Annotated in this window: 23 protein-coding genes; 10 read left to right on the forward strand and 13 right to left on the reverse strand. The window is 72.6% G+C overall.

Annotated features, from left to right (window positions below; all coding sequences use genetic code 11):
* Positions 1-135: 135 nt before the first annotated feature.
* Positions 136-507 carry a VOC family protein gene (locus ABZ885_RS02515; protein WP_360182487.1) on the reverse strand — a complete coding sequence of 124 codons (372 nt, stop codon included), beginning with the start codon at positions 505-507 and terminating at the stop codon, positions 136-138.
* A gap of 73 nt (positions 508-580) precedes the next feature.
* On the opposite strand from ABZ885_RS02515, the gene ABZ885_RS02520 reads away from it, so the two are divergent.
* A complete protein-coding gene (locus tag ABZ885_RS02520) occupies positions 581-1,216 on the forward strand; it encodes a hypothetical protein (RefSeq protein WP_360182490.1) in 636 nt (211 codons plus the stop codon).
* An 8-nt stretch (positions 1,217-1,224) separates the two neighbouring features.
* Here ABZ885_RS02520 and ABZ885_RS02525 read toward each other — a convergent pair whose 3' ends face one another.
* Positions 1,225-2,112, reverse strand: coding sequence for a hypothetical protein (locus ABZ885_RS02525; protein WP_360182493.1), 888 nt, complete (start codon positions 2,110-2,112; stop codon positions 1,225-1,227).
* 170 nt (positions 2,113-2,282) lie between these two features.
* Between ABZ885_RS02525 and gcvH the strand changes: the two genes are divergently transcribed.
* Together gcvH and ABZ885_RS02535 are read left to right on the forward strand one after the other, a co-directional pair.
* Positions 2,283-2,681, forward strand: a complete 399-nt coding sequence (gene gcvH / locus ABZ885_RS02530) for a glycine cleavage system protein GcvH (RefSeq protein WP_360182496.1) — start codon at positions 2,283-2,285, stop codon at positions 2,679-2,681.
* A 74-nt stretch (positions 2,682-2,755) separates the two neighbouring features.
* Positions 2,756-3,259, forward strand: a complete 504-nt coding sequence (locus ABZ885_RS02535) for a GNAT family N-acetyltransferase (protein WP_360182499.1) — start codon at positions 2,756-2,758, stop codon at positions 3,257-3,259.
* 6 nt (positions 3,260-3,265) lie between these two features.
* Here ABZ885_RS02535 and ABZ885_RS02540 read toward each other — a convergent pair whose 3' ends face one another.
* Together ABZ885_RS02540 and ABZ885_RS02545 are read right to left on the reverse strand one after the other, a co-directional pair.
* Positions 3,266-3,892 (reverse strand): DJ-1/PfpI family protein, encoded by a 627-nt coding sequence (locus ABZ885_RS02540; protein WP_360182502.1) that lies wholly within the window; start codon positions 3,890-3,892, stop codon positions 3,266-3,268.
* A gap of 129 nt (positions 3,893-4,021) precedes the next feature.
* Positions 4,022-4,882, reverse strand: a complete 861-nt coding sequence (locus ABZ885_RS02545; RefSeq protein ID WP_360182505.1) for a hypothetical protein — start codon at positions 4,880-4,882, stop codon at positions 4,022-4,024.
* A 155-nt stretch (positions 4,883-5,037) separates the two neighbouring features.
* On the opposite strand from ABZ885_RS02545, the gene ABZ885_RS02550 reads away from it, so the two are divergent.
* Positions 5,038-5,496 (forward strand): DUF5959 family protein, encoded by a 459-nt coding sequence (locus ABZ885_RS02550; protein ID WP_360182508.1) that lies wholly within the window; start codon positions 5,038-5,040, stop codon positions 5,494-5,496.
* Between the two features lie 36 nt (positions 5,497-5,532).
* Here the strand turns inward: ABZ885_RS02550 and ABZ885_RS02555 are convergent, their stop codons facing one another.
* A complete protein-coding gene (locus tag ABZ885_RS02555) occupies positions 5,533-6,012 on the reverse strand; it encodes a diadenosine tetraphosphate hydrolase (protein WP_360182511.1) in 480 nt (159 codons plus the stop codon).
* A 125-nt stretch (positions 6,013-6,137) separates the two neighbouring features.
* Here ABZ885_RS02555 and ABZ885_RS02560 point away from each other — a divergent pair, with 125 nt between their 5' ends.
* Positions 6,138-6,302: a hypothetical protein gene (locus ABZ885_RS02560; protein WP_360182514.1), complete on the forward strand. Its 165-nt coding sequence runs from the start codon at positions 6,138-6,140 to the stop codon at positions 6,300-6,302.
* A 50-nt stretch (positions 6,303-6,352) separates the two neighbouring features.
* On the forward strand, positions 6,353-6,565 hold the full coding sequence (locus ABZ885_RS02565) for a DUF4287 domain-containing protein (RefSeq protein ID WP_360182517.1): 213 nt from the start codon (positions 6,353-6,355) through the stop codon (positions 6,563-6,565).
* 15 nt (positions 6,566-6,580) lie between these two features.
* On the opposite strand, the gene mqnP is transcribed toward ABZ885_RS02565, so the two are convergent.
* Both mqnP and ABZ885_RS02575 read right to left on the reverse strand, forming a co-directional pair.
* The gene (gene mqnP / locus ABZ885_RS02570) at positions 6,581-7,489 is read right to left on the reverse strand and encodes a menaquinone biosynthesis prenyltransferase MqnP (protein ID WP_360182645.1); all 909 of its coding nucleotides are present in this window, start codon (positions 7,487-7,489) and stop codon (positions 6,581-6,583) included.
* Positions 7,486-8,943: a menaquinone biosynthesis decarboxylase gene (locus ABZ885_RS02575; protein WP_360182520.1), complete on the reverse strand. Its 1,458-nt coding sequence runs from the start codon at positions 8,941-8,943 to the stop codon at positions 7,486-7,488. Before ABZ885_RS02575 ends, mqnP begins: the two co-directional genes overlap by 4 nt.
* A 115-nt stretch (positions 8,944-9,058) precedes the next feature.
* On the opposite strand from ABZ885_RS02575, the gene ABZ885_RS02580 reads away from it, so the two are divergent.
* From ABZ885_RS02580 to ABZ885_RS02590, 3 genes are all read left to right on the forward strand, one after another.
* A complete protein-coding gene (locus ABZ885_RS02580) occupies positions 9,059-9,463 on the forward strand; it encodes a PLD nuclease N-terminal domain-containing protein (protein WP_360182523.1) in 405 nt (134 codons plus the stop codon).
* Positions 9,464-9,902: 439 nt separating this feature from the next.
* Positions 9,903-11,504 carry an acyl-CoA carboxylase subunit beta gene (locus ABZ885_RS02585; protein WP_360182526.1) on the forward strand — a complete coding sequence of 534 codons (1,602 nt, stop codon included), beginning with the start codon at positions 9,903-9,905 and terminating at the stop codon, positions 11,502-11,504.
* Between the two features lie 55 nt (positions 11,505-11,559).
* A complete protein-coding gene (locus ABZ885_RS02590) occupies positions 11,560-11,772 on the forward strand; it encodes an acyl-CoA carboxylase subunit epsilon (RefSeq protein WP_360182529.1) in 213 nt (70 codons plus the stop codon).
* Positions 11,773-11,968: 196 nt separating this feature from the next.
* Here the strand turns inward: ABZ885_RS02590 and ABZ885_RS02595 are convergent, their stop codons facing one another.
* Positions 11,969-12,568: a ScbR family autoregulator-binding transcription factor gene (locus ABZ885_RS02595; protein ID WP_360182532.1), complete on the reverse strand. Its 600-nt coding sequence runs from the start codon at positions 12,566-12,568 to the stop codon at positions 11,969-11,971.
* A gap of 343 nt (positions 12,569-12,911) precedes the next feature.
* On the opposite strand from ABZ885_RS02595, the gene ABZ885_RS02600 reads away from it, so the two are divergent.
* Positions 12,912-14,009, forward strand: coding sequence for a ScbA/BarX family gamma-butyrolactone biosynthesis protein (locus tag ABZ885_RS02600; RefSeq protein WP_360182535.1), 1,098 nt, complete (start codon positions 12,912-12,914; stop codon positions 14,007-14,009).
* A gap of 187 nt (positions 14,010-14,196) precedes the next feature.
* On the opposite strand, the gene ABZ885_RS02605 is transcribed toward ABZ885_RS02600, so the two are convergent.
* From ABZ885_RS02605 to ABZ885_RS02625, 5 genes are all read right to left on the reverse strand, one after another.
* The gene (locus ABZ885_RS02605) at positions 14,197-14,601 is read right to left on the reverse strand and encodes a hypothetical protein (RefSeq protein WP_360182538.1); all 405 of its coding nucleotides are present in this window, start codon (positions 14,599-14,601) and stop codon (positions 14,197-14,199) included.
* A 123-nt stretch (positions 14,602-14,724) separates the two neighbouring features.
* Entirely contained in the window at positions 14,725-15,861 is a 1,137-nt protein-coding gene (ccsB, locus tag ABZ885_RS02610; RefSeq protein WP_360182540.1) for a c-type cytochrome biogenesis protein CcsB, read from the reverse strand.
* A 3-nt stretch (positions 15,862-15,864) separates the two neighbouring features.
* Positions 15,865-17,637, reverse strand: coding sequence for a cytochrome c biogenesis protein ResB (locus ABZ885_RS02615; protein ID WP_360182543.1), 1,773 nt, complete (start codon positions 17,635-17,637; stop codon positions 15,865-15,867).
* Between the two features lie 2 nt (positions 17,638-17,639).
* Entirely contained in the window at positions 17,640-18,413 is a 774-nt protein-coding gene (locus ABZ885_RS02620; protein ID WP_360182546.1) for a cytochrome c biogenesis protein CcdA, read from the reverse strand.
* Positions 18,410-19,024: a TlpA disulfide reductase family protein gene (locus tag ABZ885_RS02625; RefSeq protein WP_360182549.1), complete on the reverse strand. Its 615-nt coding sequence runs from the start codon at positions 19,022-19,024 to the stop codon at positions 18,410-18,412. The genes ABZ885_RS02620 and ABZ885_RS02625 overlap by 4 nt, the downstream gene beginning before the upstream one ends.
* Between the last annotated feature and the right edge of the window lie 104 nt (positions 19,025-19,128).

The following is a 19,128-nucleotide window of genomic DNA, read 5'->3' on the forward strand; positions in this document are numbered from 1 at the left end:
CAGCTGGCCCAGATGTACCACGGGTTCCCGGTGGCGCGTCGCCCCGGGGCGCGGGACCCGTCCGAGGGCCGGTTGGGGGGGGCCGCGGCCGGGTGGCCCGGGCCCGGGGGGGGGGGGCACCGGGGCGGCGGCCGGTCAGCCCGCCGGGAGCAGGCAGAACGGGTGCCCGGCCGGGTCGGCGTAGACCCGCCAGCCGCCGGCGTCGGACAGCCGGACGGCGCCGAGCGCGAGCACCTCGCGCTCGGCGGCGTCGAGGTCCGGCACGTCGATGTCCAGGTGCAGCTGCTGCGGGTGCGCCGCGTCCGGCCACCGCGGCGGGCGGTAGTCCTCCACCCGCTGGAAGCAGAGCACCTGCCCGCCCTCGGTGTGCAGCGTCGACCACCCCTCGCCCAGCGCCCACCGCCGGTCCGGCCGGTCCACCTCCCCGCCCAGCAGCGCCGCGTAGAACCGCGCGAGCCCGGCCGGTTCCGGGCAGTCGAGGACGATGCACTGCAGTGTGCCGATCATGGTGTGCCTCCTGGGGTCGTCCGTCCGATTCTCGCCCCTGGACGACGGGACGGGCAGCCGGGAGCATGGGCGGATGATCACGGGAGCGGCGGGCGAACGGCTGGACCGGATACGGCGGGAACGGGGGCTGCTGACGCCCGCGGAGCTGATGGAGCTCGCCGACCGGGGGGTCGTGGTGCTGGACCCGTTCTCGGTGATCGTCTCGCGGCACGTGCGGCTGCACCCCGGAAACGTGCTCTACCCCGGCGCGGTCATCGAGTGCGACGAGCGGAGCGGCTGCCTGGTCCGGCCGGGGAACGTGCTGCACGGCGGCACCCGGATCGCCGCGACCGGCGGCGGGACCATCGTCATCGGGGAGCGCTCGGTGATCGGCGAGGGCGGCGCGCAGATCAAGGCGGCCGGCCCCGACTCCGTCGAGATCGGCGACGAGACCCGGCTCGCCAACGGTGCCGAGGTGATGGGCTCCAGCCGGATCGGCTCCGGCGCCCAGGTGCTAGGGCCGGTCTCCGCCCGCTCGGTCACCCTGGCCGCCGGCCGCCCCGCGAGTCACCCGGACCCGGACACCCGCGGCGGCGTCCTCAAGGGCTTCGGCCGGGCCCAGGGCATCCGCGTCGGCGTGGGCGAGGTCGTCAACGGCAACGGCGACTTCCGCGACGCTCCGGTCGAACGCCAGCGCGCCTACCACCCGGACGCCCCGCGGCTCGCCTGAGGCGCGGGTCAGCTGCGCGCGGACTTCAGCTCCGCGGTCACCGCCGTGACGAGGTGGTCGAGGCCCTGCGGGTCGTGTCCGAGGAACAGGTTCGGCTCGATCAGTTCCAGTTCCATCACCACGGGTTCCCTGGCCTCGTCCAGGGCCAGGTCCACCCGGGCGTACAGCAGCTCCCCGGGCGACGTCGACGCCGCCAGGGCCGCCCCGGCGGTCCGGAGCTCCGCCTCGGTCGGCCGGTGGACGGTGACACCGGGGTGCGGCATCCGGAGGTTGTCGATCACGTTGGGCTCGGTCAGCACCGGCCCCTTGCGGATCGCGTGGCTGAAGCCGCCGCCGATGAACACCAGGGCCCGCTCGCCCTCCTCCACCAGGGGCAGGTACGGCTGGACGACGACCGCGCGGCCCTGGTCCAGCAGCATCCGGGCGTGCCGGGCGGCGTCCGCGGCCCGGCCGGGCTCGTAGCGCGCGGTGTCCCGGGCCCCGGCGGAGACCGCGGGCTTGACCACCACGCCGTCCGCGTGGTCGAAGTCGCCCTCCCCGTACGGCGATCCCGGCTCGATGATCCGGGTCGGCACGACCGGGACGCCGCGCCCGGCGAGCTCCGGCAGGTAGCGCTTGTCGGAGTTCCAGCGCACCACCGCCGCCGGGTTCCGGAGCCGGGTGACGCGGGCCGTCGCGTCGGCCCAGGCCAGGAACTCGCCGAGCCGCTCCGTGTAGTCCCAGGTCGACCGGACGACCGCCAGGTCGAACCGCTCCCACCCCGGCGCGTCGGCGTCCCACGCCACCGGTTCGGCCGCCAGGCCGTCCGACCGCAGCGCATCGACGAGCAGCGGCAGGTCCGGGTCGAGGTCCGCGTCGGCCAGACTGGTCACGACGGCGATCCTGACAGTGCTCACGCGACTCTCCCGTTCATCGGCTCCGATGGCCCTCAGTGTAGGGACGGCCTCCGCGACCCGCGGGCTCACACGTCCGGGTGAACGTCCGGCCCGGGGGCGGGAACCTGCGGCAGGCTCGTTTCCGCGACTGACGCACCGTCAGTCAAGCCGACGACCCGACGGAGACCTCGATGGCGAACACCCCGGAAGACCTGAAGTACTCCAAGGACCACGAGTGGGTGCAGTCCCTGGGCAAGGGCATCGTCCGCGTGGGCATCACGGACCACGCGCAGCGGCAGCTCGGCGACATCGTCTTCGTCGAACTCCCGAAGAAGGGGGACAGGTTCGATCAGTCGGAGCCGTTCGGCAGCGTCGAGTCGGTCAAGTCGGTGAGCGAGACCTACATGCCCGTGGCCGGCACGGTCTCCACCGTGAACGAGGACCTGAACGACTCCCCCGAGCAGGTCAACGACGACCCGTACGGCGACGGCTGGATGATCGAGATCACGATGGCCAAGGAGTCCGAGCTGAACGACCTCCTCACCGCCGCCGAGTACGAGGACTACATCAAGCAGGAGGCCGCCGAGTAGCGGCAACCGCCCCGGATCCCGGGCCGTGAGGGCACCCCCGCCGGACGGGCGGCGCCCCCACGGCCCGTCCGCCTATGCTGGCGCGCATGACCGGGATGAGGCTGGAGCGGTTGCGGGCCGACCACGCGGACGCCGTGCTGGCGTTCGAGCGGGCGAACCGGGAGTACTTCGCGCGGTCGGTGCCGGACCGCGGGGACGCGTACTTCGCCGGGTTCGCCGCCCGGCACGCCGCCCTGCTCGCCGAACAGGACGCCGGCACCTGCCACTTCCACCTCGTGCTGGACGGGTCCGGGGCGCTGCTCGGCCGGGTGAACCTGGTGGACGTCGAGCACGGCGAGGCCGAACTCGGCTACCGGATCGGCGAACGGGCCGCCGGCCGGGGCGTGGCGACGGCCGCGGTGCTGGAGGTCTGCCGGCTGGCGGCGGCCGGGTACGGGCTGTCCGCGCTCACGGCGAGGACCACGTCGGACAACGCGGCGTCCATGGCGGTGCTGCGCCGCACCGGCTTCACCGTCCTCGGGGAGACCGTCATCGGCGACCGCCCGGGCGTCCGGTACCGGCGCGGTCTGACCGGCTGACCGTGCTCAGCCGAGCGTGCGGGTGCGCTCGACGACAGCGGCCGGCGCCTTGGCCAGGGAGCCGGAGTCGAACGGCGGCTGCGGGTCGTACTCGGTGCAGAGCTGGATGGCCTGGGCGGTGATGTCGTCGGTGAGCAGGGCGGCGAGCCGGACGGCCATGTCGATGCCGGACGACACCCCGGCCGAGGTGATGATCCGCTCGGACTCGTGCCGGACGACGCGCTCGGCGGTGTAGGTGGCACCGTGGCTCTCCAGCGCGTCGGCGGCGCCCCAGTGGGTGGTGGCGGTCAGCCCCTTGAGCAGCCCGGCGGCGCCGAGCACGAGGGAGCCGGTGCAGACCGAGGTGGTGAACCGGGTGGTGGCGTGCACGGCCCGCACCCAGCCGAGGAAGTCCGGGTCGGCCACCAAGGCGGCCGCGCCGTGCCCGCCGGGCACGAGCAGCACGTCACAGGCGTCCACCTCCGAGTACCTGGTCGACACCTCCACGGAGAGCGCGCCCAGCCCGTCGGTGACCCGGCCCGGTTCGGGCGCGACGAAGCGCACCCGCGCGCCCGGCACGTACCCGAGGATCTCGTACGGGCCGATGGCGTCCAGGGGCTCGAAGCGCTCGAAGAGCGGGATCACGATGTCCATGTCCCGGAGCCTAGGCACGAGTTGAGCGACCCGCCCAGGCCCCCACGCGGAAGTTCACGAGATCGGGTGGCCTCCCCCGCCCCCGGGAACCCGGACGGGTCGGTGCGGCACGGACCACACCGGCGGCGATCAGCACACGGCGGGGACGGCGCCTGCGTCCGGGCGGCGGGTGCGCAGCGCGAGGCGGGCGCGGGCGGCTCCGGCGGAGGTCACCGCGGCGGTGGCCCCGGTGGGGCCGGGCCGGGGTTCCAGGCCTGCGCAGGCACGGCAGATGCCCGTGCGGGGCACCGGGTCGTGACACCTGCCGCATTCGGCGTACCGGGCGGGCAGCGCCTCGGGAGCCCCTCGTTCGGGCGGCATCTTGCGCTGCAGGCGGCTGCGGAGCATGCCCACCGGGCACTGCACGGCCGCCGGCAGGCCGGACACCAGGGCCCGGGCCAACTCGTCCTCACTGGTGCCGCGTTGCAGCCACTCGGCAACGAGCGGCGCCAGGGCGAGCGCCTCGCGCCCGCCCAGCCACAGCCGCGGCTCGGGCCGGACCGCCCGGAACAGCGCCGCGACCGCGGCGCGGGTCTGCTCGTCGGGCAACTCGGCCGGGAGGGTGGGTGCTTGTTCCCGTTCCTTTACGGGAGGAGTGACACGGCCACCGGCCACCGCCCCACCGGCGACCGGACGGGCGGCACACGGTGGCGGCGCGAGCTGCGGGGTGTCGTAGACGTGCGCCTGCGAGCGCACGGTGCCGTCGGGCATCCGGACCCGGTCGACGCGGTAGTACCCCGCTTCGGCCAGCTCCTTGAGGGCCCGTCGGACGGTGCCGCGCCCCTGCGGGCTGGTGTCGGCCATCTGCCGACCGTCCTCGCGCCAGCCGTCGGGCCGGGAGAGCAGGTCGACGAGGAGTCCGCGGGCGGTGTAGCTGAGCCGGCGGTCCTGCAAGAGCCCGTTCGGCAACACGGTGAAACCGCGCGCGTGCGCGCTACGATGAATCTGCATCTGGAGCTTTTCTCTCCTGGTGCCTGACCCCGGGGTGTTGGCGCACCGCTGGGGTCTTCTTCTTTTCTGTTGACGTCGCGGACGGTAACACGGCCATGACGCAGCGCGGTAGTCGGTCTGCGGAACAGTCGACTTCTCGCCGAAAGGGGCGGATTGTGACCACGAACGGTCCGGTGGACCTGGTCCGCCTCGCCGACGGCGAGAACAGCGTCGTCGTGCGCGTGGCGGGGCCGACGACCACCAACGGCCCCTTCTGGGACGGCTGTTTCGAGGCGGACATCACGGTGGCCAGCGCGTTCGCCAACGGCCGGCTCACGGGCGTCTGCCTGCTGCCCGAGGACCTGGACGACTGGGCCGCGGCCCTCGACCGGCTCACCGCCGGCGAGGCGGTCGACTGGATGGACGACGGCCGCAACCCGGAGATCCGGATCGTCCCCCGGGGCCCGTACGGCACCCCGCACGGGCCCCTCGACGCGATCGAGGTGACGGTCCGGGACGCGGCGGCGTCGCTCACCTCGACGACCGTGCTGGTGCGCCTGCCCGACGGCTGGATCGACGCCCAGCGCCACCGGCTCGCCCAGGTCCGGACGGCCTGGCCGTTCGCTCCGCAGTGACGGACGCGCCTGGGGGCGGACGCCTCCCACGGGACGTCAGCGCAGGGCGTCGAGCTCGGCGGTGACGGCGGCGCGGATGGCGTCGTGCTGCGGGGAGAGGGCGTACTGCCCGTCGTACCAGCGGTCCGGCGGGTAGAGCCAGACCGGCTTCTGCACCAGGTGCTCCGACTCCCAGTCGTAGCGGGGCCACACGTGGGCGTGCAGGAAGGCGTCCTTGTTGCCGAGGATCTCCAGGTTCACCCGGCGGAACGCCGGATCGGCGGCCCGGCAGGCCCGCTCGACCGCCTCGCCGAGCCGGTCCATGTCCGCGAGGTACGCCAGCCGGCGCGGCCGCGGCAGGTCGGAGAGCCGCTCGGCGCCCGGTTCGTCCGTGAGCAGGATCGAGTACCCGGGCAGGAACTGCACGTCCCCGATCACGGCGAACCCGGCGTCGAGCCGGCGCATCACGGTGGGGTTCTCACCCCGCAGCGCACTGCCGATCCGGTCGGTACGGAAGTCTGCGTTCGTTTCGGTCATCCGCCGAGGCTAGACGACACCAAGATCGCGAGCGCCGCCGCACGGCACCGGGCCGGAACGGGCGCGTGACCCGGATCACACCCGCCGCACCGATGAGTTCCGCGCCCGCACCCGGTCCTACCAGCATGACGAACCCGCTCACCGCAGCCCCGCTGACCGCCGCCGCCCCCGCGACCCGCACCCTGCTCACCGCGGGCTCCGGCTCCGGCGCCACCGTCCTGGCCTTCACCGCCGGCGCCGCCCTCGGGCTCGGCCGGCTGAGCGCCGTCGCCGCCCGGCTCTCCGCGTGAGAACCGCCCCGATACGATCGAACTGACGAACCGACAGGAGACGCACCCTCATGAGCACCGACGCCGTCAAGGGCCCCGCCAGCTACTTCCCGTCCATCGAGAAGAAGTACGGCCGGCCGGTCGGGCACTGGAAGGACCTCATCCGTTCCTCCCCGCTGACCAGGCACATGGAGCTGGTCGCCTGGCTGAAGGCCGAGCACGGCCTCGGCCACGGGCACGCGAACGCCCTCGTCAAGCACACGCTCGACGAGGGCGCCCAGTAGCCACGCAGAGGGGGCTCAGACTCCGAGGCCGCGCACGACCAGGTCCACCAGGGCGAAGAAGAACAGCGAGATCCCGACGAACCCGTTCGTCTGGAAGAACGCCCGGTTGAGCTTGGACAGGTCGCCCGGCTTCACGATGGTGTGCTCGTACACGAAGGCGCCGGCCACCACCGCGAGGCCGAGCCAGAACGCCACCCCGGCGTCGGTCAGCACCGCGTACCAGCCGAGCAGCAGCGTGGTGAGCACGTGGCAGACGCGGGCGCCCCACACCGCCGCCGGGACGCCGAACCGGGCCGGCACCGAGCGCACGCCGCCCTCGCGGTCGGACTCGACGTCCTGGCAGGCGTAGATGAGGTCGAAGCCGCCGATCCAGATGCCGACCGCCGCGCCGAGCACCACGGCGTCCCAGGACCAGGAGCCGGTGACCGCCAGCCAGGCGCCGACCGGGCCCATCGCCTGGGCGAGGCCGAGGATCGCCTGCGGGAAGTCGGTGAACCGCTTGCCGTAGGGGTAGACCACCATCGGCACGACGGCCACCGGCGCCAGCACCAGGCAGAGCGGGTTCAGCAGGGCGGCGGCGCCCAGGAAGACCACCAGCGCGACCGCCGAGCCGACGTACGCCGTCTTCACCGACACCGCGCCGGTGACGAGTTCGCGGCCGGCGGTGCGCGGGTTCCGGGCGTCGATCTCACGGTCGATGATCCGGTTGGCGGCCATCGCGAAGGTCCGCAGGCCGACCATGCAGACGGTGACGATGAACAGCTCGCCCCAGTGCACCCGCCCGTCGGCGAGGAACATCGCGGTCAGCGCGGCGATGTAGGCGAAGGGCAGGGCGAAGACCGAGTGCTCGATCATCACCAGCCGCAGGAAGGCCTTGACCTTGCCCGGCGGGACCTCGGGAAGCGCGGCAGCGGTACTCATCAGAGCCCGTACTCCTTCCAGCGGCGCGTCACCAGGGCGGCGGTGTCCGGGTCGGAGGAGACCATCTCCGGCCAGCCGCCGTCCCGGGTGTAGCCCTCCTCGGGCAGCTTGCGGGTCGCGTCGATGCCCGCCTTGCCGCCCCAGAACTGCTGGTAGGAGGCGTGGTCGAGGTGGTCGACCGGGCCCTCGACCACGGTGAGGTCGCGGCTGTAGTCGACGTTGCCGAAGGCCCGCCAGGCCACTTCCTGGTAGTCGTGCACGTCGCAGTCGGAGTCCACCACGATGATCAGCTTGGTCAGCGACATCATGTGGGCGCCCCAGATGGCGTGCATCGTCTTCTGGGCGTGCTTGGGGTACTTCTTGTCGATCGAGACGATCACGCAGTTGTGGAAGCCGCCGGCCTCGGGCAGGTCGTAGTCGACGATGTCCGGGATGATGACCTTCAGCAGCGGCAGGAAGAACCGCTCGGTGAACTTGCCCAGCGGGCCGTCCTCCGTCGGCGGGCGGCCGACCACGATGGACTGCAGGATCGGACGGCGGCGCATCGTCACGCAGTCGATCGTCAGCGCCGGGAACGGCTCCTGCGGCGTGTAGAAGCCGGTGTGGTCGCCGAACGGGCCCTCGGGCAGCATCTCGCCGGGCTCCAGCCAGCCTTCGAGCACCACCTCGGCGTCGGCCGGGACCTGCAGCGGCACGGTCTTGCAGTCGACCATCTTCACCCGCTCGCCCGCCACGAAGCCGGCGAACAGGTACTCGTCGATGTCACCGGGCAGCGGCGCGGTGGCGGCGTAGGTGACGGCCGGCGGGCAGCCGAAGGCGATGGCGACCGGCAGGCGCTCACCGCGCTTGGCCGCCACGGCGGCGTGGTTGCGGCTGTCCTTGTGGATCTGCCAGTGCATGCCGATGGTGCGCCGGTCGTGCCGCTGGAGCCGGTAGAGGCCGAGGTTGCGGACGCCGGTGTCCGGGTCCTTGGTGTGGGTGAGGCCCAGGTTGAAGAAGGAGCCGCCGTCCAGCGGCCAGGTGAAGAGGGCGGGCAGCTCGTCCAGGTTGACGTCGTCGCCGGTGAGCACGACCTCGTGCACGGGCGCGTCGCCGGACTTCACGTGCTTCGGCGGCACGTGCGCCATCGAGGCGAGCTTGCCGAAGGCGTCCCGGAAGCCGGTGAAGCCCTGCGGCAGCTCCGGCTTCAGCAGGCCGGCGATCTTCTCGGCGATGTCGTCCGGGCCCTTGAGGCCGAGGGCCTTGGCGAGCCGGCGCTCGGTGCCGAAGACGTTCATCGCCAGGGGCATCGACGAGCCCTTGACGTTCTCGAACAGCAGGGCCGGACCCTTGGCCTTCTGCACCCGGTCGACGATCTCGCCGATCTCCAGGTGGGGGTCCACCTCGGCCTTGATGCGCTTGAGGTCGCCCTCACGGTCGAGGGCCCGCAGAAACGAGCGGAGATCGTCGTATGCCATGCGAGACAGTATCCGCCACCCGATAGCCTGGCCCGTGTCAAGGGCCCCCCTTGAAGCCCCCGTGCTTCAGGCACCCGGCCCGCCGCCATCGCCGTCGCCGGGGGAGATCGCCGCCGTGCTGAGGATCCTGACCTTCGTCCTGCCGCTCGCCCTCTGGGTGTGGGCGTTCATCGACTGCCTGACCACCCCCGAGGACGAGGTGAAGCACCTGCCCAAGGTGGTCTGGGTGATCATCGTGCTGCTCTTCCCGCTGGTCGGTTCGATCGCCTGGCTGGTGGCCGGCAAGCAGCGCGGCGCCCTGCAGGCCCGCCCGGCGGGGCGCACCGCCGGCCACCCCGAGTACGAGCGCCCGCGCGGCGGCCGGCCGCTCGCGCCGGACGACGACCCGGAGTTCCTGGCCTCGTTGAAGAAGGACGACAAGCAGCACGAGGACATGCTCAAGCAGTGGGAGGCGGACCTGCGCCGCCGCGAGGAGGAACTGCGTGGCAGGGACGAGCCGGAGGACGGCCGCAGGAGCTGACCCGGATCCCTCGGACAGCCCACCCGGTGCCATCCGGGTGGGCTGCGGCGTTTTTGGCGTATCCCTACGACTGATCAGCCGTCGGACCGCTTCCGCGCCACCCGGCACACTCCTCTGAAGACCGCCTTGGAGGTGGCTTGGGCCCCTTTGCCGGCGGCTTTAGAAGCAGGCTCTGACCTGCACGTTTCCACAGGCCCAGATCATCCGGGGGCATTCGGACGGATCAGTCCGGGTAATCGAACGACCACGTTGCGCACATGGCCGCTCGGGCCGGTTTCTGTTCACCTTCGACATCTAATCGGACGCGACCTTGTACGGATTCGACGCCGAATCCAGCGCACGGCCCCTCGTACAGTCATAAGTGAAGAAGTGATTCGCAGCCGGGGGCAATGCAGACGTTGGCTGTCGGACAGTTCCCTCACCCTTGGAGTGGTTCGAGATGACGGTTGTGCACGAGGCGCCGGTCGGCGACGAGATCCCCGAGATCCCGGCCGACGCCCACGGTCGGGTCGCCGAGTTGCACGAACTGCGCGAGCAGGTCCGCCGCGGCCCGAGCGAGAAGGCCACCGAGGCGCAGCACGCCAAGGGCAAGCTGACCGCCCGTGAGCGCATCGAGCTGCTCCTCGACGAGGGCTCGTTCCGCGAGGTCGAGCCGCTGCGCCGGCACCGCGCCACCGGCTTCGGCCTGGAGGCCAAGAAGCCGCACACCGACGGTGTCATCGTCGGCTGGGGCACGGTCCACGGCCGGACGGTCTTCACCTACGCCCACGACTTCCGGATCTTCGGCGGCGCGCTGGGCGAGGCCCACGCCCAGAAGATCCACAAGATCATGGACATGGCCATCGCGGCCGGTGCCCCGCTGGTGTCCCTGAACGACGGCGCCGGCGCCCGCATCCAGGAGGGCGTCACCGCCCTCGCCGGCTACGGCGGCATCTTCCAGCGCAACACCCGCGCCTCCGGCGTCATCCCGCAGATCTCGGTCATGCTCGGCCCCTGCGCCGGCGGCGCCGCCTACTCGCCGGCCCTGACCGACTTCATCTTCATGGTCCGCGAGACCTCCCAGATGTTCATCACCGGCCCGGACGTCGTCCAGGCCGTGACCGGCGAGAAGATCACCCAGAACGGCCTCGGCGGCGCCGACGTCCACTCCGGGGTCTCCGGCGTCTCGCACTTCGCGTACGACGACGAGCAGTCCTGCATCGAGGAGGTCCGCTACCTCCTCTCGCTGCTGCCGCAGAACAACCGCGAGATGCCGCCTACCGCCGTCAACGACGACCCGGTCGAGCGCCGCAACGACTCGCTGCTCGACCTGGTGCCCGCCGACGGCAACCGGCCGTACGACATGCGCAAGGTCATCGAGGAGATCGTCGACCACGGCGAGTACCTCGAGGTCCACGAGCGCTGGGCCACCAACGTGCTCTGCGTGCTGGCCCGGATCGACGGCCACGTCACCGGCATCATCGCCAACCAGCCGCAGTCGCTGGCCGGCGTCCTCGACATCAACGCGAGCGAGAAGGCCGCGCGCTTCGTCCAGATGTGCGACGCCTTCAACATCCCGCTGGTCACCATGCTCGACGTCCCCGGCTTCCTGCCCGGCGTCGACCAGGAGCACGACGGCATCATCCGGCACGGCGCCAAGCTGCTCTACGCCTACTGCAACGCCACCGTGCCGCGCATCCAGCTGATCCTGCGCAAGGCCTACGGCGGCGCGTACATCGTCATGGACTCCCGCTCGATCGGTGCGGACCTCTCGTTCGCCTGGCCGACCAACGAGATCGCCGTGATGGGCGCCGAGGGCGCCGCCAACGTGATCTTCCGCCGGGACATCAACGGCGCCGAGGACCCCGACGCGATGCGGGCGCAGAAGATCAAGGAGTACAAGAGCGAACTGATGCACCCGTACTACGCGGCCGAGCGCGGCCTCGTGGACGACGTCATCGACCCGGCCGAGACCCGCCAGGTGCTCGCCTCCTCGCTGGCCATGCTCCGCACCAAGCACGCCGACCTGCCGAGCCGCAAGCACGGCAACCCGCCCATGTAGCACCAAAGTTCTGCTGACCATTCACCAGACACGTGCAGGGGGAGAAAACCACACCATGACCGCTTCCGCCGAACCTCTCGTCCGCATCGTCCGCGGCTCGCTCTCCGACGAGGAACTCGCGGCCCTGACCGCCGTGCTGATGGCCCGCGCCGCGGCCGCCCAGCAGGCCGCGGCCGCCGCCGCGCCGGTCGAGCCGATCGCCAACTGGCACCGCCTGGAGCGCCGCCCGGCGTACTTCTCGCCGGTGAGCTGGCAGCAGGCCGCCTGACGCGGCCCCCGCAGCACCCGACCGACGGCCGGTCGCCCCTCCCGGGCGGCCGGCCGTCGGCGTTCCCGGAGCCCCGGAGCCCGGGCCGGCAGCGTTCCCGGAGCCCGGGCCGGCGGGGCTGGCGGGGCCTCAGGCCCGAATACCGACCGCCCGGTCTGTGTTTCCCCGGGGCGCTTCCGGGCTCGCAGTGACGGGCTCAGATGCGGTACGCGGCGCAGCGCTCCGCCGGGACCAGCGCCGGGAGCGCGGCCGTCCACAGGCTGTGCACGGCCTCCGGCCGGAGCCGGTCGGCGTCGTCCGGGGCGAGCAGCACCAGCCCGGCCGCCAGCGTGGTCAGCAGCTCGGCGGCCCGCCGGAGGTCCACCTCGGGGTGCAGCTCACCGGCCGCGTGGGCCCGCTCCAGCAGCCGGCCGAACACCGACCTCAGGCTGCACCAGGCGTCCGCCGCGCCGCCCCGGCCGCCCTGGCCGAGCTGGACGCCGGCCCGGACCACGACGTCCTCGCGGACCAGCCGGGCCAGCTCGTGCGAGAAGTCGATCAGGGACTGGAAGGCCGGGCCGCCGCAGCGCCTGGCGTGCAGGGCGGCCGAGCCGATCTCCCGGGCGGCCGCCGCGCGGACGCCGTCGGCGAGCGCCTGCTTGGAGACGAAGTGGAAGTAGAGCGCGCCCTTGCTGACCCCCGCCCGGCGGCTGATGTCGATCAGGCTGGCCGACTCGAACCCCGCGTCCGCGAACGTGTCCGCCGCCGCGAGCAGCACGGCCCGCCTGGTCCTCCCCGCACGTTCCTGCTTGACCACTGGGCCCCTCCGGCCTCGGTCCCGACGAGATCCCGGCTCGCCGGCTGCTGTCAGTGCACCGCCGTCCGGGGCGACGCCTCGCATGCGGACGGCCCGCCCGAAACCGCATGGTTGGTATCTAATCTAGCGTCTCGGCGGCCCCCGCCGTCCAGCGGGGAGTAACCCCCCTCCAACGTCGGACGTCGTGCAGCCGGGGATTGCCTTGGGGCACAGGCCCGGTAACGTGGTCACGCCAAGTGTTCGGCAGTGGGACCCCGACTGCTGACAGCAAACCGGGTGGTCTGTATTTTTGCTCTGGCCGCCCGGCGCGGCCGGTCGACCGACACCCGGGAGTGGGCCCGTCATGCCAATGTTCTTTGAACCGGACGACCGCGGTCCGTATCCGCATCCGGGTTCGTACAGCCACCCGGCCGCCGGCTACGACTTCCACGAGCGGACCGTCTCCCGGCACCTGGTCCACCGCGCCGCCGTCTCCGAGGTGCTGATCACCGGCTGGCAGTCCACCGGCCCGTACGACTTCCTCGTCGGCGCGCAGTGGCCCCGGCAGCACGGCTCCCACCGGCTGCCCGGCGTCCGGCACCACGACCCGCTGCTGCTGGCCGAGACCGTCCGGCAGGCCGGGCTGCTGATCGGCCACGTCGGCTTCGGCGTGCCGCGCGGCCACCAGTTCGCGCTCGACGAGCTCTGCTACGCGCTCGGTCCCGACGGGGTGGACGGCCTCGCCGCCACCGCCGCGCCGGCCTGCCTGATGCTGGAGATCGGCTGCCACGACGTCCGGATGCGCAACGGGCGGCTGGCCTCGCTGCGGGTGCAGGCCGAGATCCGGCGGGACGGCCGGCCGGTCGGGCGGGCGGCCGGACAGCTGCGCGTGTACTCCCCCGTCGCGTACGCCCGGCTGCGTGGGGACGCGAGACACGCCCCCGCCGGCCCCGGGCAGCACGGCGCGTCCTGGGGGCCCGAGCCGGCCGTGCTCGACCGGGGCGCCGACGCCGTCCTCGCGCCGTCGCCGGTGCCGGGCAGCTGGCTGCTGCGCGCCGACGCCGGGCACCCGGTGCTGTTCGACCAGGCGGCCGACCACGTGCCCGGGATGCTGGTGCTGGAGGCCGCCCGGCAGGCCGCGCAACGGCTGTACCGCGAGCCGGTGGTACCGGTCGAGCTGGTGTCCTCGTTCAACAGCCTCATCGAGCGGGACCGGCCCTGCCTGGTCCGGGCCGTCCCGGAGTCCGGCACCGTTCCGCCGGCCCGTGGCGGGAACGGGTACGAGGACGGGCACGGGTACGCCAACGGGCGCGGGCGGGTGCCGGTCCGGGTGGTGCTGGTGCAGGACGACCGGACCGTCGCCGAGTGCCGGGTGCTCACCGAGCCGGCCGGCGACGCCCCGGCCCGCTCGCGGGCCGACGGCCGCCCGGGCCGCACCCCGGGCCTGCCGCTGGCCAGCTGACCCCTCCAGGGCCCCGTACCGGCCCTTCCCCGGGCCGGCCCGGACCCCGCCGGCCTTCTCGGCCGTTCACGCCCCCTCGGGCCACTCAGGCGCGCCTCAGGCGCCCCTCAGGCGTTGCGGTCGCCCGCGCCCCCTCAGGCACTCGGGCCACTCGGGCCACTCGGGCCACTCGGGCCACTCGGGCCGCTCAGGCCGCGACCAGTGCGGACGGCCGCCCGGCGTGCATCACGCTGAGGTTGGCGGCCAGCAGGCCCGGGTCCTGGGCCAGCCAGAGCCGCAGCGCGGCGCCCAGCATGGCGCTGGCCGAGCCGATCCGGACCTGGGTGACCTGGGCGATCCGGGCCGCGCCCGGGACCAGCAGGTCGGCCAGCGGCGTCGGCAGCCAGACCGTCAGGGCGCACGGCGCGGGGGCCGTGAGCGCACCCAGCAGCCGGTAGGCGTCCGCCGGCGAGCTGATCGTGGGGATGACGTCCAGCAGGCCGTCGGCCACCACCTCGGACACGTCGCTGCGGTGCCCCTGGGCGAGCCGGCGGAGCAGCAGCTGCTCGGCCGCGGTGATTCGGACGGTCAGCATGACCTCGTCGCACTCCATTGCGCGATCTCCTCCTCGTGTTCCTCCCCGTACCGGCGCGGGTGGCCGGCACGCACTACCCCTGTCACGCCACGGCCCGGCTTCCGATCAGGAGCGCCGGGCCGGTGGGTGCCGTCCCCCCGGTCAGATCCCCGCGTAGGAGTGCTTGCCGGTGACGAAGATGTTCACGCCGTAGTAGTTGAAGAGCCAGCAGGCGAACGCGGCCAGCGCCAGGTAGGCGGCCTTGCGCCCCTTCCAGCCGGCGGTCGCGCGGGCGTGCAGGTAGCAGGCGTAGGCGACCCAGGTGATGAACGACCAGGTCTCCTTCGGGTCCCACTCCCAGTACTTGCCCCAGGCCGCCTCGGCCCAGATCGCGCCCGCGATGATGGTGAAGGTCCAGAGCGGGAAGACCAGCGCGTTGATCCGGTAGGAGAGCTTGTCCAGCGTCGCCGCGGCGGGCAGGCGCTGCCAGATCGACGCCGAGGTGCCGAGCGGGCCGCTGGTCAGGCCGGCCGCCGTGCGCTTGTCGAAGGAGTCCTTGCCCAGGTAGAGCAGCGTGGCGATGAACGCCGCGTAGAAGGCGCCGCCGCAGACGATCGCGGTGGAGACGTGGATCGCCAGCCAGTACGAGTGCAGCGCCGGGACGAGCTGCTCGGACTCGGTGTACAGCACCTGGGTGGCGATGCCGAGGGTCAGCACCACCGCCAGGGTGACCGGCAGGCCGAGCCAGCGGACCTGCTTCCGCGCGGCCAGCAGCCCCAGGTAGGCGACCGTCATGGCCAGCGCGAAGGCGCAGGAGAACTCGTACATGTTGCCCCACGGCCAGCGGGAGACCGAGAGGCCGCGGGTGACCACGCCGCCCGCGTGCAGCAGGGCGCCCAGGACGGTGAGCGAGACCGCGATCCGGCCGGCCAGGTCGGCCCGCTCGCTGGTGCCGGCCGCGCCCGGGCCGTCCGCGCCCTCCTCGCCCCGGCCGCTGGTGACCACCGTCGCGCCCTCGCCCGCGAGGGCGGTGCGGGTCAGCGTGGTGGTGCCGCCGCCGGCCGAGGCGACCGTGACGGTGACCTTCTTCGCGCCCTTGCCCGTGGATCCGGCCGCGGCGACCGTCTCGGCCAGACTGCCCGCCTGCTCGGTGGAGCGGACGGCGACGGCACCCTTGCTGCCGAAGGTCCACTCGAACATGTGGGCGAGCATGGCGATCGTGTAGACGGCCATGGCCGAATAGATCAGCTTGTTGGAGAGGTCGGCCAGGTGGGGGTCGACCGCCGAGGCGAGGTGCACCGTCTACTCCTTGGAGTTCTGGTCGGCAGGGACTGCGGGGTCTTCGGGGTCTTCGGGGTCTTCGGGGTCTTCGGCGTGCGCGGGTTCCGCGGCGGGCCCGTCCGCGTCGGCCGGCCCGTCCCCGTCGGCCGGCTCGTCGTCCAGCGCGGGCGCGTCGTCCTGGAGGTCCACCGCCAGCTCGGCCAGCTCCTCGGCGATCTTCGCCGACTCGCTGCGGGCCAGCCCGGCCAGCTCGACCAGGGTGCCGCCGCCGGGCAGCGCCACCGCGCGGACCCAGATCCGGCGCCGCTGCACGAACAGCGAGCCGATCAGGCCGAGGATCGCCAGCACACCGCCGGCCAGGGCGATCGCGTTGCCCGGGCGGTGCGAGACGTTGAAGCTGGCCCACTGCCGGTAGCCCTCGAAGGTGACCGTGCCGTAGTCGTCCGGCAGCTCCCAGGTCTGGCCCGGCTTCAGCCGCGCCTTGGCCGGCTGGCCGTCCCGCTGGAGCTGGGTCAGGTTCTTCTGGTTGAGCTGGTAGACGTTCTGGGGCAGGCCGGAGTCGGTGCCCAGGTCGCCGGCGAAGGCGTTGAGCACCACCTCCGGGGCGGCGTCGCCCGGGAACAGCGAGATCGGGCCGGTGCCCTCGAAGCTGAGCGGGGCGGTCGGCAGGAAGAAGCCGGAGAGGCCCAGCTGGGTCTTCTTGCCGTCCTTCTCGCCGTAGTCGGAGACCTTGACGACCCCGCTGGACGTCAGGTTGCCGTCCTGCGGCAGGAAGGGCGTCGCGCCGGTGTAGACGACCTGGCCGGCCGCGTTCTTCACCGTGATCACCGGGGCGTAGCCGTGGCCGATCAAGTAGACCTTGCTGCCGCCGATCTCCAGCGGGTGGTTGACCTCGATCGTGCCCTTGGTCAGCTTGGACGCGTCGCTGCCCGCGTAGTACTCGACCTCCGCGGTGAACTCGCGGGCGGCGCCGAGCTGGTCGCCCTTGCTCTGGAACCGGGACTTGAAGCTGTCCAGCTTCAGGTAGAACGGGTCGAGGTCGTCGGAGCCGTAGAACCGCGAGCCGGTGAAGTCGTCCAGCTGCGTGATGGTGTTGGAGTAGCCCTCGCCGGCCACCATCAGCTTGCCGCCGGTGCCGCTGGCCAGGCTCGCCCAGGCGAAGCCGCCGAGCAGCGCGAACAGCGACAGGTGGAAGACCAGGTTGCCGACCTCGCGCAGGTAGCCCTTCTCGGCGGCCACCGAGCCGCCCGCCAGGTTCGCCCGGAACCGCCGCCGGCGCAGCAGCCGGTGTGCGGCGGCGTTCACCGCCGTGGCGTCCGCGTCGGTGCGCCAGGCCGCGTAGACCGGCATCCGGGTCAGGTTGCGCGGCGCGCCCGGGGGCTGGGCCCGCAGCACGCCGACGAACTGCCAGGTGCGCGGGACGATGCAGCCGGCCAGCGAGACGAACAGCAGGATGTAGACGGCCGAGAACCAGACCGAGCTGTAGACGTCGAACAGCTGGAGCTTCTCGTAGACCGGCGCGACGGTGGTGTGCTGCGCCTTCCACGTCTCGACCTTGAACTGGTTCTGGCCGTTCTGCGGGATCAGCGACCCGGGGATGGCGGCCAGCGACAGCAGGAAGAGCAGGATCAGCGCGACCCGCATCGAGGTCAGCTGGCGCCACGTCCAGCGCAGCCAGCCGAACACCCCCATGCCCGCGGGGCCCTCCGACTCGACCGGCGCGGTGGTCAGCCGCTCGGCCGCGTCCTCGGCCGCCGCCGGGGGCAGCCCGGTATCGGTCGTGGTCTTGCTCACGGTCAGATTCCGATCTGGAAGTCGGCGGTCCAGGACTGCAGCTCGTTCACCATCGAGTCCCAGATCCCGGTGACGAGCAGCAGACCGACCGCGACGAGCATGCCGCCGCCGATCCGCATGACGAGCGGGTAGTGCCGCTTGACCCAGCCGAACGCGCCCAGCGCCCGGCGGAAGGCCAGCGCGGCCACGACGAACGGTACGCCCAGGCCCAGGCAGTAGGCGGTCATCAGCAGGGCGGCACGGCCGGCGTCGGCCTCGTTCAGGGCCAGGTTCTGGACGGCGGCCAGGGTCGGGCCCAGGCAGGGCGTCCAGCCGACGCCGAAGACCACGCCGAGCATCGGCGCGCCGAGCAGGCCGACCGCCGGACGGCGGTGCGAGCGCAGCTCGCGCATGCTCAGCCCGGGCACCAGGCCCATGAAGGCGAGGCCCATGACGATGGTCAGCGCGCCGAGCACGATCGAGATGACCCGCTTGTGCTCCTGCAGCGTCGAGCCGAAGTAGCCGAACAGCGCGCCGCCGGAGACGAAGACGGCGGTGAAGCCGAGGATGAACAGCAGCGCCCCGAGCAGCATCCGGCCGCGCCGCCCGCCGCGCGCGTCGGCGAGGTCGGCGGCGGAGAAGCCGGTGACGTAGGAGAGGTAGCCGGGCACGAGCGGCAGCACGCAGGGCGAGAAGAACGAGACCAGCCCGGCCACCAGCGCGATCGGCGCGGCGACCAGCAGCGCCCCGCTCTGGATGGTCCCGGTGGTGTCGGCCAGCTGGAGTGCCGCACTCACTGCTTCTGCTCCGCGACCACCGGCTGGAGCATCGCTTCCAGGGCGTCGTCCACCTGGCCGCCGACGGCGCGGGCGGCGAGCTTGCCGTCCCGGTCGACCACCAGGGTGGTCGGCACCGACTGCGGGTTGAGGCTGCCCTTGGGGAACTTCAGCAGCTGGGTGCCGGCCGGGTCGTAGAGGCTGGGGAAGGTGACGCCCTTCTCCTGCTCGAAGCGGACGGCGTTGGCCTTCTCCGGGTCCCGGGTGTTGATGCCGAGGAACTGGACGCCCTGGTCCTTGTACTTCTCCCAGATCCGCTGGAGGTCGTCCGCCTCGCCGCGGCACGGACCGCACCAGGAGCCCCAGACGTTGAGGACGACGACCTTGCCCCGGTAGTCCGAGAGCTTGACCGGGGTGCCCTCCAGGGTCTCGCCGGAGATGTCCGGCGCGTCCTGGCGGTGCCCGGCCTCGGCCGTGGACACGTTGCCCTTGGCGTTGACGAAGCCGATCTGGCCGTCACCGCTGCCGGACGAGCCGGACGAGGAGCAGCCGGTGAGGGCGAGTGCGGCAGCGGCGGCGGTGGCGGCGGCCGCTGCGGCGAGACGGGTTCGGGGGCGCGTCGTGCCAGACATGTGAAAAGTTTCGCATGGAGTTCCGGGCAGGTTCGGGGGGGTCCGGCATTCCGTGTCGCACCCCCTCTGACCTGCGACTGAGCCGGATCACCCGGGTCGCTCCC

Source organism: Kitasatospora sp. NPDC047058, assembly GCF_040643935.1.
GTDB lineage: Bacteria > Actinomycetota > Actinomycetes > Streptomycetales > Streptomycetaceae > Kitasatospora.

Bases quoted from the DNA above. Each gene is read 5' to 3' on its own strand.
- ABZ885_RS02585 (WP_360182526.1), top strand. From the start codon at position 9,903: ATGACGGTTGTGCACGAGGCGCCGGTCGGCGACGAGATCCCCGAGATC.
- ABZ885_RS02520 (WP_360182490.1), top strand. From the start codon at position 581: ATGATCACGGGAGCGGCGGGCGAACGGCTGGACCGGATACGGCGGGAA.
- ABZ885_RS02605 (WP_360182538.1), bottom strand. From the start codon at position 14,601: ATGGAGTGCGACGAGGTCATGCTGACCGTCCGAATCACCGCGGCCGAG.
- ABZ885_RS02515 (WP_360182487.1), bottom strand. From the start codon at position 507: ATGATCGGCACACTGCAGTGCATCGTCCTCGACTGCCCGGAACCGGCC.
- ABZ885_RS02625 (WP_360182549.1), bottom strand. From the start codon at position 19,024: ATGTCTGGCACGACGCGCCCCCGAACCCGTCTCGCCGCAGCGGCCGCC.
- gcvH (WP_360182496.1), top strand. From the start codon at position 2,283: ATGGCGAACACCCCGGAAGACCTGAAGTACTCCAAGGACCACGAGTGG.
- ABZ885_RS02590 (WP_360182529.1), top strand. From the start codon at position 11,560: ATGACCGCTTCCGCCGAACCTCTCGTCCGCATCGTCCGCGGCTCGCTC.
- ABZ885_RS02555 (WP_360182511.1), bottom strand. From the start codon at position 6,012: ATGACCGAAACGAACGCAGACTTCCGTACCGACCGGATCGGCAGTGCG.
- ABZ885_RS02565 (WP_360182517.1), top strand. From the start codon at position 6,353: ATGAGCACCGACGCCGTCAAGGGCCCCGCCAGCTACTTCCCGTCCATC.
- ABZ885_RS02600 (WP_360182535.1), top strand. From the start codon at position 12,912: ATGCCAATGTTCTTTGAACCGGACGACCGCGGTCCGTATCCGCATCCG.
- ABZ885_RS02560 (WP_360182514.1), top strand. From the start codon at position 6,138: ATGACGAACCCGCTCACCGCAGCCCCGCTGACCGCCGCCGCCCCCGCG.
- ABZ885_RS02575 (WP_360182520.1), bottom strand. From the start codon at position 8,943: ATGGCATACGACGATCTCCGCTCGTTTCTGCGGGCCCTCGACCGTGAG.
- ABZ885_RS02545 (WP_360182505.1), bottom strand. From the start codon at position 4,882: ATGCAGATTCATCGTAGCGCGCACGCGCGCGGTTTCACCGTGTTGCCG.
- ABZ885_RS02535 (WP_360182499.1), top strand. From the start codon at position 2,756: ATGCTGGCGCGCATGACCGGGATGAGGCTGGAGCGGTTGCGGGCCGAC.
- ABZ885_RS02540 (WP_360182502.1), bottom strand. From the start codon at position 3,892: ATGGACATCGTGATCCCGCTCTTCGAGCGCTTCGAGCCCCTGGACGCC.